This is a genomic window from Streptomyces sp. KL109B (assembly GCF_030766935.1).
Classification (GTDB): Bacteria; Actinomycetota; Actinomycetes; order Streptomycetales; family Streptomycetaceae; genus Streptomyces.
This window is the reverse complement of sequence record NZ_JASERL010000010.1, coordinates 79,820-93,767: the sequence shown is the minus strand read 5'-3', so window position 1 is coordinate 93,767 and position 13,948 is coordinate 79,820. Positions and strand designations below refer to the sequence as shown.

Annotated in this window: 15 protein-coding genes; 7 read left to right on the top strand and 8 right to left on the bottom strand. The window is 70.8% G+C overall.

Translation table 11 applies throughout. From position 1 onward, the window contains the following. Nucleotides 1-174: 174 nt before the first annotated feature. Complete coding sequence (locus tag RBJ65_RS29550) at nt 175-1,194, bottom strand: SGNH/GDSL hydrolase family protein (protein WP_306323652.1); 1,020 nt, start codon at nt 1,192-1,194, stop codon at nt 175-177. Nucleotides 1,195-1,376: 182 nt separating this feature from the next. On the opposite strand from RBJ65_RS29550, the gene RBJ65_RS29545 reads away from it, so the two are divergent. Continuing rightward, nucleotides 1,377-2,762, top strand: coding sequence for a cystathionine beta-synthase (locus tag RBJ65_RS29545; protein WP_306323653.1), 1,386 nt, complete (start codon nt 1,377-1,379; stop codon nt 2,760-2,762). Nucleotides 2,763-3,271: 509 nt separating this feature from the next. Here the strand turns inward: RBJ65_RS29545 and RBJ65_RS29540 are convergent. Both RBJ65_RS29540 and RBJ65_RS29535 read right to left on the bottom strand, forming a co-directional pair. Beyond that, entirely contained in the window at nt 3,272-4,141 is an 870-nt protein-coding gene (locus RBJ65_RS29540) for a MurR/RpiR family transcriptional regulator (RefSeq protein ID WP_306323654.1), read from the bottom strand. Between the two features lie 48 nt (nt 4,142-4,189). Further along, nucleotides 4,190-5,680 carry an aromatic amino acid ammonia-lyase gene (locus RBJ65_RS29535; RefSeq protein WP_306323655.1) on the bottom strand — a complete coding sequence of 497 codons (1,491 nt, stop codon included), beginning with the start codon at nt 5,678-5,680 and terminating at the stop codon, nt 4,190-4,192. A gap of 178 nt (nt 5,681-5,858) precedes the next feature. Here RBJ65_RS29535 and RBJ65_RS29530 point away from each other — a divergent pair, with 178 nt between their 5' ends. From RBJ65_RS29530 to RBJ65_RS29505, 6 genes are read left to right on the top strand one after another with little or no spacing between them, the layout of a single operon-like run. Continuing rightward, on the top strand, nt 5,859-6,980 hold the full coding sequence (locus RBJ65_RS29530; protein WP_306323656.1) for an ABC transporter ATP-binding protein: 1,122 nt from the start codon (nt 5,859-5,861) through the stop codon (nt 6,978-6,980). Continuing rightward, complete coding sequence (locus RBJ65_RS29525; protein ID WP_306323657.1) at nt 6,977-7,645, top strand: ABC transporter permease; 669 nt, start codon at nt 6,977-6,979, stop codon at nt 7,643-7,645. The genes RBJ65_RS29530 and RBJ65_RS29525 overlap by 4 nt, the downstream gene beginning before the upstream one ends. A 7-nt stretch (nt 7,646-7,652) precedes the next feature. Beyond that, entirely contained in the window at nt 7,653-8,330 is a 678-nt protein-coding gene (locus tag RBJ65_RS29520; RefSeq protein WP_306323658.1) for an ABC transporter permease, read from the top strand. A gap of 20 nt (nt 8,331-8,350) precedes the next feature. Beyond that, nucleotides 8,351-9,295, top strand: coding sequence for an ABC transporter substrate-binding protein (locus RBJ65_RS29515; protein ID WP_306323684.1), 945 nt, complete (start codon nt 8,351-8,353; stop codon nt 9,293-9,295). 29 nt (nt 9,296-9,324) lie between these two features. Continuing rightward, nucleotides 9,325-10,743, top strand: coding sequence for a cytosine permease (locus RBJ65_RS29510; protein WP_306323659.1), 1,419 nt, complete (start codon nt 9,325-9,327; stop codon nt 10,741-10,743). An 11-nt stretch (nt 10,744-10,754) separates the two neighbouring features. Beyond that, nucleotides 10,755-11,186, top strand: a complete 432-nt coding sequence (locus RBJ65_RS29505; protein ID WP_306323660.1) for a hypothetical protein — start codon at nt 10,755-10,757, stop codon at nt 11,184-11,186. 93 nt (nt 11,187-11,279) lie between these two features. Here RBJ65_RS29505 and RBJ65_RS29500 read toward each other — a convergent pair whose 3' ends face one another. The 5 genes from RBJ65_RS29500 to RBJ65_RS29480 all read right to left on the bottom strand — a co-directional run bounded on the left by RBJ65_RS29500 (nt 11,280) and on the right by RBJ65_RS29480 (nt 13,799). Continuing rightward, nucleotides 11,280-11,654, bottom strand: coding sequence for a hypothetical protein (locus RBJ65_RS29500; RefSeq protein ID WP_306323661.1), 375 nt, complete (start codon nt 11,652-11,654; stop codon nt 11,280-11,282). Nucleotides 11,655-11,714: 60 nt separating this feature from the next. Beyond that, nucleotides 11,715-12,254 (bottom strand): roadblock/LC7 domain-containing protein, encoded by a 540-nt coding sequence (locus RBJ65_RS29495; protein ID WP_306323662.1) that lies wholly within the window; start codon nt 12,252-12,254, stop codon nt 11,715-11,717. A 56-nt stretch (nt 12,255-12,310) separates the two neighbouring features. Next, complete coding sequence (locus RBJ65_RS29490; protein ID WP_306323663.1) at nt 12,311-13,072, bottom strand: transcriptional regulator; 762 nt, start codon at nt 13,070-13,072, stop codon at nt 12,311-12,313. Beyond that, on the bottom strand, nt 13,069-13,482 hold the full coding sequence (locus tag RBJ65_RS29485) for a hypothetical protein (protein WP_306323664.1): 414 nt from the start codon (nt 13,480-13,482) through the stop codon (nt 13,069-13,071). Before RBJ65_RS29485 ends, RBJ65_RS29490 begins: the two co-directional genes overlap by 4 nt. A 125-nt stretch (nt 13,483-13,607) precedes the next feature. Continuing rightward, a complete protein-coding gene (locus RBJ65_RS29480; RefSeq protein ID WP_306323685.1) occupies nt 13,608-13,799 on the bottom strand; it encodes a hypothetical protein in 192 nt (63 codons plus the stop codon). Nucleotides 13,800-13,948 lie beyond the last annotated feature (149 nt).

Here is a 13,948-nt window from a genome sequence, read left to right as displayed (position 1 = left end):
TGCCGCATTTTTCTAAGCGCTTGCTCAGGGCTCCGCCGGTCGACCGGTTCTTCTGTTGCGGTGACCCGGCGCCCGCTCCCGGGGCTCTGCCCCGGACCCCGCGCCTCAATCGCCGGCGAGGCTTGATTTACCGGGCCGAATGCGGGGTTTGGGGCGGAGCCCCAAGGGTGGGTGTCAGGTTTCGGTCAGGACCGGGTCCTGGGCCGTCACCCGGCGTCGGCGGCGACGCTTCAGGAGGGCCCACGGTCCCCGGGGGCCGGTCGGCATCGCGGCAGCGACTTCCGTGCCGCCTTCCTGCGCGGCCCGCGCCGCCGCGCGGGCGACCGGGAAGAAGCCTTCGGCGCGGGAGGCGTCGGGGCGCTCCTCCTCCGGCCAGAGGCCGAGCGCGGCGCAGAGGGTCGGGAGGACGGCCATGGCCGCGGTGGCGTAACCCTCCACGGAGGGGTGGTAGTTGTCCGGGCCGAAGAGTTCGCGGGGGTTGGCCGAGAACTCGGGGCCGAGGAGGTCGCCGAGGGAGACGGTGCGGCCGCCCTGCTCCACCGCGCCGATCGTCTGCGCCGCCGCGAGCTGACGCGACGCACGCCGCGCCAGCCAGCGCAGCGGCTGCTGCACCGGCTCCACCGAGCCGAGGTCGGGGCACGTGCCGACCACCACCTCCGCCCCCGCCGTGCGCAACCGCCGTACCGCCGCCGACAGATGACGTACGGACTTCGTGGCGGGGATCCGGTGCGTGACGTCGTTCGCGCCGATCATGATCACGCAGACGTCGGGCCGCCAGCCGGGGTCCGCGAGGCCGACCGGCACCTGCCGGTCGAGGTCGTCGGACTGCGCGCCCGGCTGCGCCACATTGCGCAGCTCCACCGTCCGCTCGGCCACCGCCGCGAGCCCGGAGGCGAGCAGCGCGCCCGGGGTCTGGCCGGCCCGGTGCACGCCCTGGCCCGCCGCCGTGGAGTCGCCGAGCATCAGGAAGCGCAGGGGTTCGCCGTTGTGCGGGCCGTACATCCGGCGGCCGTACACCCCGTCCGCCGACGGCACGTGCACCGGCTCCGGACCGTGGTTGCCGACCTGGCGTCGCGCGATCTGCACCTCGGCGAGCAACAGCCCGACCGTGGCCGCGCCCAGCAGCCCGATCCCGCCGCCGCCGTACGCCGCGCCCGCTGCGATCCGCCGTGCCACCCTCGCCCTGCTCGACATGTTCCGCGGCCACCTGCCTCTGCGACTCTGCCACTCTTCGGATCCGTGACTCTGTTACGGCTACATGGACTCCTTGCCCCGTAATCCCCGTCGGCCAATCGCAACTCCGGATGAAGGGACACGGACCGCCCCGTGCGCCTTACTCTGGCGGCACCATTACGGAGGAGAACCCGGAGACCACGGTGCGCATCCACGAATCGATGATCGACCTCGTCGGCAACACCCCGCTGGTGAGGCTCAACAGAGTGACCGAAGGGCTGAGGGCGACCGTCCTCGCGAAGGTCGAGTACTTCAATCCCGGCGGCAGCGTGAAGGACCGTATCGCGCTGCGGATGATCGAGGCCGCCGAGAAGAGCGGGGAACTCGTTCCCGGCGGCACCATCGTCGAGCCGACCAGCGGGAACACCGGTGTCGGGCTCGCCATGGTGGCGCAGCAGAAGGGGTACAAGTGCGTCTTCGTGTGCCCCGACAAGGTCTCCACGGACAAGATCAATGTGCTGCGTGCGTACGGCGCCGAGGTGGTGGTCTGCCCGACGGCGGTGGATCCCGAGCACCCGGACTCGTACTACAACGTCTCGGACCGCCTCGTCCGCGAGACGCCCGGCGCCTGGAAGCCGGACCAGTACAGCAATCCGCACAACCCGGAGTCGCACTACCACTCCACGGGGCCCGAGCTGTGGGAGCAGACGGAGGGGCGGATCACCCACTTTGTGGCGGGGGTCGGGACGGGAGGCACCATCTCCGGGACGGGCCGGTATCTGAAGGACGCGAGTGAGGGGCGGGTGCGGGTCGTCGGCGCCGACCCCGAGGGCTCCGTCTACTCCGGTGGGTCCGGGCGGCCGTACCTCGTGGAGGGGGTGGGGGAGGACTTCTGGCCCACCGCCTATGACCGGGACGTCGCGGACGAGATCGTCGCCGTGTCCGACAAGGACTCGTTCCAGATGACGCGGCGTCTGGCCAAGGAGGAGGGGCTGCTCGTCGGCGGCTCCTGCGGGATGGCCGTCGTGGCGGCGCTGCGGGTGGCGGAGGGGCTCGGGCCGGACGATGTCGTGGTGGTGCTGCTGCCGGACAGCGGGCGGGGGTACCTCTCGAAGATCTTCAACGACGAGTGGCTGTCGTCGTACGGCTTCCTGGAGGAGCCGGCGGAGGCCGGCCGGGTCCTCGACGTGCTCAGCGGAAAGAAGGGCCCCCTCCCCGGCTTCGTCCACATGCATCCAGAGGAGACCGTGGGTGAGGCGATCGACGTGCTGCGCGAGTACGGGGTCTCACAGATGCCTGTGCTCAAGCGCTCCGCGGGGCACCCGGACGTGATGGCCGCCGAGGTCATTGGCTCGGTCGTGGAACGGGAGCTGCTCGACGCGCTGTTCACGCAACGGGCCTCCCTGCGGGACCCGTTGGAGAAGCACATGTCGCCGCCGCTGCCGCAGGTCGGCTCCGGGGAGCCGGTGGCGGACCTGATGGAGGTACTGGGCTCGGCGGATGCCGCGATCGTGTTGGTCGAGGGGAAGCCGACCGGGGTAGTGAGCCGACAGGACCTGCTGGCGTACATGGCGCGCGAGAGCAAGTGACCTGACGGCGGCCTCCCGTGCGGTCCGCGCGTCATGACCGGTGCGAGGACCGCACGGTTGCAGACGTGCACGACGTTGTCGGGGTTCCGGACCGTCGGTCTGGCGCGACCGCCGAGTGCGCGTCGGCGGACATGCTGTCCGACGCTCGATGAAGAGGCCGTCGTTCGTCACGGTGAGGGCCCGATGCAGTCGGTCGAAGATGATCCGGACGCGGTACGGCGGATACGAACATCACTGAACTGGTACGAGCGCGACACGTGCGCGCAGCACCGGCTTAACACGGGTCCGGCACATTGGTGGATGTCGGAAAGGGGCGGGAGCGGCTCCCCGCCCCCACCGGCAGCGAGCGGCGTCAGGAACTCCGGAGCGGCTCCCGGACCTCCAAGGACGCCCTGGGCGCGCACACGGCCTGACCCGGTGCCCGCCCCTCGCGGGGACCGCCGTCGTCCCGCCCCCCGTCACACGGGGGTGCGGCGGTCCCCGCGCAACTCGCCTTTCCCGTACGAGGGTTACTCGACGAAGAGGCCGCGTTCCGCCGCTCGTACGTCGAATTCCTCAAGCCTCGCCTGCGCCTGCGGAAGCCCGTCGCACATCGCCTCCAGGAGCACCCGGCCGAGCAGCATCGGTGAGCACGCCGTGTCGAAGGCGAGGCCGGTGCCGACGGCGGCCGGGAGCAGGAGGTCGGAGTGGCGGGCGACCGGGGCGAAGGCGGAGTCGGCGACCGTGACGACCGTGAGGCCCGCCTCCCGCGCGTACGCGAGGGTGTCGACGACCTCGCGCGGGTGGCGGGGGAGCGCGAAGCAGAGCAGGGCCGTGGCGCCCGCGCGGACGGCCGCGTCGATGCGGTCGGCGAGCATGGTGCCGCCCTCGTCGAGGAGGCGTACGTCGGGGTGCACCTTCGCGGCGAAGTACGAGAATCCGTACGCCTGCGAGGCCGCCGCGCGCAGCCCGAGCACCGGCAACGTCGGTGACGCGGCGAGGAGTTGGCCCGCCCGCTCCACCGGCTCCGGGTCGGCGAGCAGTTCGGCGAGGTGCCGCAGGTTGGCGATCTCCGCTTCCACGGCCTGCTGGTACTCATTGGCCTTGGAGGAGCCCGCCGGTTCGGCGGGGGCCGTCTCGCGCAGGTGCTTGCGCAGCGCCGGGTAGCCGTCGAAGCCGAGGGCGACCGCGAACCGGGTGACGGACGGCTGGCTCACCCCGGCGAGCTCGGCCAGTTCCACGGACGACAGGAACGGCACGTCGGCCGCGCGGCGCACCATGCAGTGCGCGATGCGGCGTTGGGTGGGCGTGAGGCGGTGTCCCTCGAAGAGGTGCTGGAGGCGGGCCGCCGGGCTGTGCGTCCCCGCTCCGCTCGGTGTGCTGTCCGTGCGCTCGCTCATGTCTCCCCGCCGGTCCATTCAACGGTCTTGGATCGTGTATGACTCTATTCAGAGTACGGGGGTGACCGCCAGGCCCTGGGCCGCCGCGAAACGTCCGAGGAGGCCCGCCGCCCGCTCCACGTCCTGTGTCAACGGGCGGTCCGTCACGTCCGCCGGGAGTTCCTCGGTCGCGAGCTCGAAGGCCCGGCCCACCGGGAGCTCCGCGTCGGGTCGCAGGTCGCGAAGGCGCAACGCCCGTACCGCCGCGACCAGTTCACACCCCACCACCTGCCGGAACGCCGCGCACGCGCGCAGCGTCTGGCGGGCCGCGAGGGACGCGAAGCTGGCCTGTTCCTCGACGCCGCGCGAGAGGACCGCGTGGCCGAGGGAGGCTGGGGCGGAGAAGGCGCGCAGGTCGGCGAGGGCGCCCCCGGCGGCGTACTCCAGGATCATCACGCCGGACGAGGCGGGTTCGCCGTCCGCGAGGAAGGGGCGCAGGCGGGTGAAGGCCGGTTCGTTGAGGGTGGACAGGCGGGATGTGGAGAGGCGGGCGACCTGGCTGATCGCGAGGCGGAAGTGGTCGAGGGCGAGGGCGAGTTGGGCCATGTAGAAGCCGCCGTGGTGGTAGGCCGCCATGTCCGTGTACGAGATCAGGGGGTTCTCCGCCGCCGCGTTGATCTCGACCGTGAGGACGTCTTCGAGCGCGTCCGCCGCGTCCTGCGCCGGGCCGTGGATCTGCGGCACGCAGCGGAAGCCGTACGGGTCCTGGATGCGGCCGAGCGGGGGCGTCGGCCGGTCGTCGGCGCCGAGGATCTCGCGCATCCGGGCCGCCACGTCGTAACTGCCCTTGTGGCGGCGCGACTCGTGCACGGGCAGTGCGTACGCCTCGTAGGAGCCGTCGACGGCGAGGAGGCTGAGGGCGGCCACCAGGTTCGTCGCGGCGAGCAGTTCGCGCAGTTCGTGCAGGGCGAGGGCCGCCTGGCCGAGGGTGAGGGCGTTGGAGGAGATCAGGGCGAGGGCGTCGTTGTTGTCGAGGGGCTGGGGCTCGGGCGGGGTGCCCTTGCCGCGCCACGGGTGCTCGCCCGCGAGGGCCAGACCCATCTGGGAGAGCGGCGCGATGTCGCCGGTGCCGACCGAGCCGTGCTCGTTGACCGCCGGGTACGCGCCGTTCTCCAGGGCCTCGCAGAGGGCCGTGACGACCGTCGGGCGCAGGCCCGCGCCGCCGGCCAGGAGCTGGTTCGCACGGACCGCGAGCATCGCCCTGACCTCGTGCTCCGGCAGCTCGTCGCCGATCGCGCCCGCGTGGCTGCGCAGCAGGCGCAGGCCGTGGTCGGCGGCGGCCTCGGTGGGCACGTCCTCGCTGCGGTTGGCGCCGACGCCGGTGGAGCGGCCGTAGACCCTGCCCCATGCGGCGATCTCCCGCGCCGCGTTCCAGGACTCCTCGACGCGCTTCATGGCGTCCGTGCCGGGGACCGGGCGGGCGGTGGCGTGGGCGAGGCGGGCGACGTCGGTGACCGGGAGGCCGTGGCCGTCGAGCACGACGACCGGTTGTGACACCATGCGCTGTTCCCCTTGATCAGTGTTCAAATGCCCCGAATAGGGCGCCCGTGTCTCATAGTTCGGTCCCCGGCCGGGGGATTTACCGATGATTTACGCGGAGGCATTGACAAGTTATTCACGTACCGAGAACTCTGCATGACGATATGCAGGACGGGCAAGAGGACTTCAGAGGCGCTCCATGATCCAGTTCGAAGCGGTCCACAAGCGGTTCCCGAACGGCACGACAGCGGTGCACGATCTCTCGCTCGACATGCCGGAAGGGGGCGTGACCGTCTTCGTCGGGTCGTCCGGCTGCGGCAAGACGACGAGCCTGAGAATGATCAATCGTATGGTCGAGCCCACCTCGGGCACCATCCGGGTCGGCGGGCGCGACGTACTGGAGCAGGACGCGGCCGAGCTGCGCCGATCGATCGGGTACGTGATCCAGCAGGCCGGTCTCTTTCCGCACCGGACCGTGCTCGACAACGTCGCCACGGTGCCGCTGTTGCTCGGGTGGGGGCGGAAGAAGGCGCGGGCGGCGGCCGGTGAGCTGCTTGAGCGGGTCGGGCTCTCGGCCGAGATGGGGAAGCGGTATCCGCATCAGCTGTCCGGCGGTCAGCAGCAGCGGGTGGGGGTGGCGAGGGCGCTGGCCGCGGATCCGCCGGTGCTGCTGATGGACGAGCCGTTCGGGGCGGTCGACCCGGTCGTGCGGACCCAGCTTCAGGACGAATTGCTGCGGCTGCAGCGGGAGTTGAGCAAGACGATTGTGTTCGTCACGCACGACATCGACGAGGCCGTGCGGCTCGGGGACCGAATAGCGGTGTTCCGGGAGGGCGGGCACTTGGTGCAGTGTGCGCCGCCGGCCGAGCTGTTGGCGGGGCCCGCCGACGAGTTCGTCGCGGACTTCCTCGGCGCGGAGCGGGGGTTGAAGCTGCTGTCGTTGACCACGCTCGCGGGTGTGGAGCAGGGGGCCGCGCCGGAGGGTGGGGCGTGGGAGCTGGTGCTGGACGGTGGGCGTAGGCCGGTGGCCTGGCGGGAGCGGGACGGTGGGGCGTCCGCCCCTTTGCGGGCGTTGGGTGACGGGGACTCGTTGTTGTCGGCGTTGAACGAGGCGGTGGCGTCGCCCGCCGGGTTGGTTGTCCGGGTTGATGGCGATGGGGTGTTCACGGGGGTGTCGTCGCGGGACGACGTGCATGAGTGTTCTGGGCGGGCGCATCGTGACGCCCTGTCCGGCGTGACGCCTCGGGGCTCTGCCCCGGACCCCGCGCCTCAATCGCCGGCGGGGCTTGATGGTGCCGCACCGGCCGGAGGTGCCGCGTGACCATCGACTGGAGCTGGATCGGGGAGCATCAGAGTGATCTCCTCAGTCTCACCGCCTCTCACCTCCAAGCCGCCCTCAGCGCCGTCCTGTTCGGGCTGCTCATCTCGCTTCCGCTTGCCGTTGTCGCGCATCGGATACGGGCCCTGCGCGGGTTTCTGCTCGGGTTGTCGAACGTGCTCTTCACGATTCCGTCCATCGCGGTCTTCGTGCTGTTGCTGCCCGTCTCCGGGCTCACCCGGACCACCACCGTCATCGGGCTGACGATCTACACGCTCGTCGTCCTCCTGCGGAACACCGTCGAGGGGCTCGACTCCGTGCCCGCGAAGACGAAGGAGGCGGCGAAGGCGATGGGGACGCGGCCGATGCGGACGTTGCTGACCGTCGAGTTGCCGCTCGCGGTGCCCGTGATCATGGCGGGGGTGCGGATCGCCACCGTGATGGCCATCTCCCTTGTGTCCGTGGCGACTTATATCGGGGACGGCGGTCTCGGCCAGCTGTTCACCGACGGGTTCCAGCGGAACTTCCCGACCCCGGTGATCGTCGGCGTCGTGCTGACGCTGCTGCTCGCGCTCGTCGCGGACGCGGTGCTCGTCGCAGTGCAGAGGTTGCTCACACCGTGGGCCCGTACGCGTACCCGTACCCGGCCGCGGACTCGGAAGGCCTGAAACCGTCATGTACGAACTGTTCAAGAATCTCGGGGCCTGGCTGGTCAGCGGCGAGCAGTGGAGCGGCGGCGACGGCATCGCCACGCGGATCGCCGAGCACCTTCAGTACTCGCTGCTCGCCACGCTCGTCGCCGCCGCCATCGCGCTGCCGGTCGGGCTGCTCATCGGGCACACCGGGCGGGGCGCCTTCATCGCCATCAACCTGTCGTCCTTCGGGCGGGCGCTGCCGACCGTCGGGCTCGTGGTGCTCGTGTTCCTCGCGAGCGGGCTGTCCATGTGGCCCGTGTACATCGCGCTCGTGGCGCTCGCCGTGCCGTCGATCGTGACGAATACGTACGCCGGGATGACCGCCGTCGACCCCGAGGTGCGGGATGCCGCGCGGGGGCAGGGGATGAAGGGGCATCAGGTGCTGTTCCAGGTCGAGTTGCCGCTCGCGCTGCCGCTCATCATGACCGGGCTCAGGCTCGCCCTCATCCAGGTCGTCGCCACCGCCACCATCGCCGCGTACGTGTCCTTCGGCGGGCTCGGCCGCTACGTCTTCGACGGGCTCGCCCAGCGCGACCTGGTGCAGGTGCTCGGCGGCGCCGTGCTCGTCGCGGTCGTCGCCATCGTGCTCGACCTGGCCCTGTCGGGGCTGCAACGGCTCCTCTTCCGCAACCGGCCCACCACCCTCAAGTCCGCCTAGGAGCAAGCAAGATGCGCAATCTGAATCGACGTGCCCTCCTCGGCGGGCTCGCCGCCGCGGCCTCCGTGCCGGCCCTGTCCGCCTGCTCCAGCGGCATCACCTCCCTCGACCAGCAGGGGGGTTCGCTGTCCGGCGGTGGCTCCAGCAAGAAGGGGGTCACCATCGGCACCGCCAACTTCACCGAGAACCAGGTGCTCGGGTATCTGTACGCGGCCGTGCTCGATGCCGCCGGGGTGAAGACCAGCGTGCGGCCCAATCTCGGCACCCGCGAGATCCTCATCCCCGCCCTCAAGGGCGGCGACATCGACCTGCTTCCCGAGTACCAGGGCGCCCTTCTGCACTACCTCGACACCAAGTCGAAGGCCACCGAGGAGGGCGAGATGCAGAACGCGCTCGCCATGGTGCTCCCGGAGGGGCTGCAGATCCTGCCGTACGGGATGGCCGAGGACTCGGACGCGTTCGTCGTGACGCGCGAGACCGCCGAGAAGTACAAGCTCAAGTCGCTCGCCGACCTCGCGAAGCACAACGGGAAGCTCGTCATCGGTGCCGCCCCGGAAGTCAAGAAGCGGCAGGTGGGGGCCGTCGGGCTCAAGGACGTGTACGGCGTCGAGTTCAAGGAGTTCAAGTCCCTTGACTCCTCCGGGCCGTTGGTGAAGGGCGCGCTGAAGAAGGGCGATGTCGATGTGGCGAACCTGTTCACCACCGACACCGACATCGCCGCCAACCACTGGGTCGTCCTCACCGACCCCAAGAACCTCGTCCCCGGCCAGCACGTCGTCCCGCTGATCGCCGACCGCAAGGCCGACTCGACCGTGCGCAAGGCCCTCGCGCGCCTGGGCAACGTACTGACCACCGAGGACCTGACCGAGCTCAACCGGCTCGTCGACAAGGACAAGAAGGACCCGGAGGACGTCGCGAAGGACTACGCGCGCCGGCACGGGATCGGCAGCCCCAGCAAGAAGTAGCGAGCAAGAGCGAGTAAGGAGGCCATCGGATGGCCGCAGCGGTAGTGGAGAAGCACTCCATCGACGTCGTGCCGGACAGCGAACGGCACGGCAGCGCCTTCAACCAGTTCACGCTCTGGCTCGGCGCCAACCTCCACATCACGGCCGTCGTCACCGGCGCCCTCGCCGTCGTCTTCGGCGGCGACGTGGTCTGGTCGCTGATCGGGCTCGTGCTCGGCAATCTGCTCGGCGGTGCCGTGATGGCGCTGCACTCGGCGCAGGGGCCGAAGCTCGGGCTGCCCCAGATGATCCAGTCGCGGGCGCAGTTCGGGGTGAAGGGGGCCGTCGTCCCGCTGCTCCTCGTGATCCTGATGTACGTCGGGTTCTTCGCCAGCGGCACCGTGCTCGCCGGGCAGGCCACCGCGCAGCTCACGCACACCAACGACACCACCGGCATCATCGTCTTCGCGCTGATCACCGGGGTCGTGGCCACGGTCGGCTACCGGGTCATCCACGTCCTCGGGCGGGTGGCGAGCGTGGTGTGCGCGCTGGCCTTCGTCTACCTCGGCATCCGGCTCTTCGACCGGGTCGACGTCGGCGCGCTGCTGTCCGACGCGCACTTCTCGCTGCCGATGTTCCTGCTCGCCGTCTCCCTCTCGGCGTCCTGGCAGCTCGCCTTCGGCCCGTACGTCGCCGACTACTCGCGCTATCTGCCGCGTACGACGAGCGGCAAGGCCACCTTCTGGTGGACGCTCGCGGGCTCGGCGCTCGGCTCGCAGTGGTCGATGGCGTTCGGTGTGCTCGTCGCGGCGAGCGCGGGCGAGAAGTTCATCGACAACCAGGTCGGGTACGTCGTGTCGCTCGGCGGCGCCGGGCTCGCGGCCTCCTTCTTCTACTTCGTGATCGCCCTCGGCAAGCTCACCGTCAACGTCCTCAACACGTACGGCGGCTTCATGTCGATGGTCACCGGGATCAGCGGATTCCGCGGCCAGCGGGTGCTCTCGCAGCGCGCCCGTGCGGTCTACATCGGGATCATCATGGTCGCGGGCACGGTGGTGGCCCTGGCAGGCAAGGACAGCTTCCTGACCTCGTTCAAGGACTTCCTGCTGTTCCTGCTGACGTTCTTCACGCCGTGGTCCGCGATCAACCTGGTCGACTACTACCTGATCTCGCGCGAACGCTACGACCTGCCGGCCCTCTCCGACCCGAACGGCCGCTACGGCGGCTGGCGCTGGGACGCTCTTGTCGTCTACGTCGTCGGGCTGCTCGCCCAGCTGCCGTTCCTGGCGACCGCCTTCTACACGGGCCCGCTCGTCGAACCCCTCGGCGGGGCGGACGTGTCGTGGATCGTGGGGCTCGTCGTCCCGGCCGTCCTCTACTGGCTGCTCGCCCGGCGCCGCGGTGCGGGGGAGTGGCCCAGCGAGAAGACGGGGGATAGCCCTACTGCGGTGGGGGCCACCGCTCCGTAACGTCGAGCGGTATGGAAGCCCGCGAGCGCACACGCGACGCCGAACTCAAGAAGGAACTCGACGCCACCCTGCACGCCCGCAGGGAACTGGGCGACGACTACGAGCCGGCGCTCGTCGACTCGTTCCTCGAAAAGGTCGAGCAGCGCCTCGACTCCGTCGTCGACCGCAGGGTGCGGCGACAACTGGCCGAGCACCGGATCACCGTGGCCCGCGGGGCCCGCGACTCCGGCGCCGAGAACTGGGGCGAGCGCTTCGGCTTCGCCGTGATCACCCTCGTCCTCGCCATCCCGCTGTCCGCGATCGCCGTGGTCCAGGCGGGCCTGCCCGGCCTCTTCGTGGCCTGGGGCGGGATCGTCGGGGTCAACGCGCTGCACGCGGTGCGGTGGGGGCCCGTGCGGCGACGGGAGCGGCGGGAGCGCGAGGAGTCCGACTGGGAGGGGTAGCCGGGACGGGGTAGCCGGGACGGGGGAGCGGCGCCGGGGGAGCGGCGCCGGGGGCGCCGCGCCGCACCCGGCGTGGCGCCCCCGTTCGCTCGCTCAGACCTCCAGATCGCCTTCGATCTTCTTCAGCTGGTGCCGGGCCATCGCCAGATTGGCGCGGGCCTTGTCGAGCACCAGGTACAGGAACAGGCCGTTGCCGCCGCGTCCCTTGATCAGGCGGATCAGGTGGTACTGGGAGCCGAGGGTGATGAGGATGTCCTCGATGGATTCCTTGAGCCCCAGCTGCTCCATGGTGCGCAGCTTGGCGCGGACGACGTCGGTGTTGCCCGCCGACGCGACCTCCAGGTCGAAGTTCTTGGAGCCGCCGATGGTGCCGAGGGCCATGCCGCTGGTGTAGTCGACGAGCGCCGCGGCGGTGGCGCCTTCTATGGAGGCGAGGGCGTCCTTGAGGGCGGTCTCGGTGTTGGCCATGATGCTGGGTCCTTTCGTGGTTTTCCTGAGGTTGCGCGTTTCCTGGGAAGGTGCCGGTTCTCAACTCGTCGGCTGGGGCGGCACGTTGGCGGATGCCCGGACGGGAAGTCCGGTCTCGGTCGTCTTGCCGGCCGCCGAGCGGGCGCGGGACCTGCCGCGGGTGCGAGGGGCCGGTTCGGGCGGCGTTTCCTTTTCGGCTTGGGGCTTTTCGGCTTGGGGCTTTTCGGGTTCGGCGGGTGTGGTGAGTTCCCCGATACGGGTCCCGGAGCGGCGCCCTTCGAGGTGCAGGCGGCCGACGTTGACCCGGTCCTGGGCGAGGAGCGTGAGGACGGCGGTGTCCCCGGCGGCGTAGGTGGCGATGTAGCCGGCGGCGCCGCGCACCAGGAGCTCGCGGAAGGCGCCCTGTGCGGTGACGTCGGCGAGGCGCTGGGCGACGCCGAGCGCGGTGGCGGTGAGCGCGGCGACGCCCTCCGGTTCGACGCCCGGGGTGTCCTGGGCCAGGACCAGGCCGTCGACGCTGGCGGCGAGGGCACCGGTGACCTGGGGTACGCGGACTCTCAACCGCTGGAGTTCGGCGAGGAGTTCGGCCTCGTCGGCCATCGGAGATCTCCTTTCTGGAGTACCTGGAGTACTGCGAGAGGAACGCAGCAGGCGTTTCACAGGGCCTCCAGACCGGCGCGCAGCCTGCGCAGCAGCGCCACGTCGGGGTCCTCGACGGCGGCGGCGAGCGCGACGAGCTCGGGCAGCACCGGGGCGGGCGCCGTGGTCACCAGGCCGCACGCGGCGAGGCGCCGCAGGTCGACGAGGGTGTGGAAGGCGGGCCTGCCCAGGGCGAGCGCGATCTGGGAGGCCGTGCGCGCGCCGTCGACCAGGTCGAGGACGCGGCGTCTGCGGGGCGGCACGCTCACTCCCGCGTGCCGCACGATCCGGGTGAGCGGCGCCGTATCGGTGTCCGGCTCGGGCCAGATCCGCTGGAGCAGCTCACGCCGGCGCAGCGCCTCCCGCTCGACGGCCGCCACCGGCACCGGCCGCACCGTCCCGAACCAGTGCGAGACCCCGTACCGGAACCGGCTCGGCCCGCTGCCCGGGGCGAGCGTGAAGTACGCGGCGTCGAACAGGGCGCCCAGATGGCACAGTTCGAGCGCGCCGTGGCCGATCCGCCCCTGCTCGACGAGGTAGCGGCCGACCCGCTGCCGGGCCCCCGCCCGGTCCACGGCCTCCGACCACCCCTCGGCCTGCACCGCGCCGCCCGTCGTGAGCAGCACGTCCATGCCGGGCGTCGCGGGTGACTCGGCGTGCACGACCCGGCCGCCCTCCAGGTAGAGGGTGCCGTGCTCGCGGATCAGGGCGCCGGTGGCCCGCTCGTCGGCGAGGCGGGTCAGCATCGGCGAGACAGCGGCGGCGGTGGCGGTGCTCATCCCAGCACCATCCGGTCGGCGATGTCGGCGAGCCGGATCCGGGCGTACGCGAGGTTGCCCTCGTCGCGGCCGAGCCACAGGTGGAGGAAGACGCTGCTGTCGAAGCTGGTGCGCACGAAGCGCAGCAGGTGGTAGCTGTCGCGGTTGGTGACGATGACGTCCTCGACCGGAGGCGCCTTGTCGCTGGCGGAGCCCTGGCCCCAGTCGCTGCCCTCGGCCGGGGCGAAGGCGAGGTGTTCGGCGGCGAGCCGGGCCAGTTCGGCGGTCTCGGCGGCGCCCGCCTCGTGGTCCCCGTTGCGGGACGCGCCGATCGTGCCCAGGGCGAGCCCGCTGGTCCAGTCGACGACGGAGGCGCCGCGCGCGCCCGGCAGTCGCATGACCTCAAGGAGGCACTCGTCAATTCCGGACACGCCTGGGACCCCCCACCTGAACGCCGCTTTGTGTGTCGCCGGTGCATGTGTGACGGCGAAACTACGCAACGTACGGAGACCAGGTGAGGCTTCTGGCATTTCCCGGTGGAACATTCGTGGGGCGACTAAAATCCGCCAACCACCGTGCAGGGGCGGCGAGTTCGCGCCGCCCTGGAGTTCCCCGGGGCGGGGTCAGCGGCCACATTGACCACCGCGAACACACACAGCAGCAGGAACGACGTGGTGTCGCCGAGCCCCTCGATCTCCCCGGTCGACACGAGCCCGACGGCGAGCAGCGACACGAAGACGATGCCCACGACGAGCTTGGGCCCGATGGCCTGGTGCAGTGGGTGTCTTCGGCGGTCGCTGTGGTCACGGGAACCTCCTGCGTACTCGACGTCAGGTAGGGATTCCCCGGCCCCCTATTGACTAGCCCTATTCAGATGGCCAGGATGTGAATAGAAGT

Excerpts from the sequence above, each read along its gene's own strand:
- RBJ65_RS29550 (WP_306323652.1), bottom strand. The coding sequence starts at position 1,194 with ATGTCGAGCAGGGCGAGGGTGGCACGGCGGATCGCAGCGGGCGCGGCG.
- RBJ65_RS29540 (WP_306323654.1), bottom strand. The coding sequence starts at position 4,141 with ATGAGCGAGCGCACGGACAGCACACCGAGCGGAGCGGGGACGCACAGC.
- RBJ65_RS29535 (WP_306323655.1), bottom strand. The coding sequence starts at position 5,680 with ATGGTGTCACAACCGGTCGTCGTGCTCGACGGCCACGGCCTCCCGGTC.
- RBJ65_RS29530 (WP_306323656.1), top strand. The coding sequence starts at position 5,859 with ATGATCCAGTTCGAAGCGGTCCACAAGCGGTTCCCGAACGGCACGACA.
- RBJ65_RS29520 (WP_306323658.1), top strand. The coding sequence starts at position 7,653 with ATGTACGAACTGTTCAAGAATCTCGGGGCCTGGCTGGTCAGCGGCGAG.
- RBJ65_RS29510 (WP_306323659.1), top strand. The coding sequence starts at position 9,325 with ATGGCCGCAGCGGTAGTGGAGAAGCACTCCATCGACGTCGTGCCGGAC.
- RBJ65_RS29505 (WP_306323660.1), top strand. The coding sequence starts at position 10,755 with ATGGAAGCCCGCGAGCGCACACGCGACGCCGAACTCAAGAAGGAACTC.
- RBJ65_RS29500 (WP_306323661.1), bottom strand. The coding sequence starts at position 11,654 with ATGGCCAACACCGAGACCGCCCTCAAGGACGCCCTCGCCTCCATAGAA.
- RBJ65_RS29495 (WP_306323662.1), bottom strand. The coding sequence starts at position 12,254 with ATGGCCGACGAGGCCGAACTCCTCGCCGAACTCCAGCGGTTGAGAGTC.
- RBJ65_RS29490 (WP_306323663.1), bottom strand. The coding sequence starts at position 13,072 with ATGAGCACCGCCACCGCCGCCGCTGTCTCGCCGATGCTGACCCGCCTC.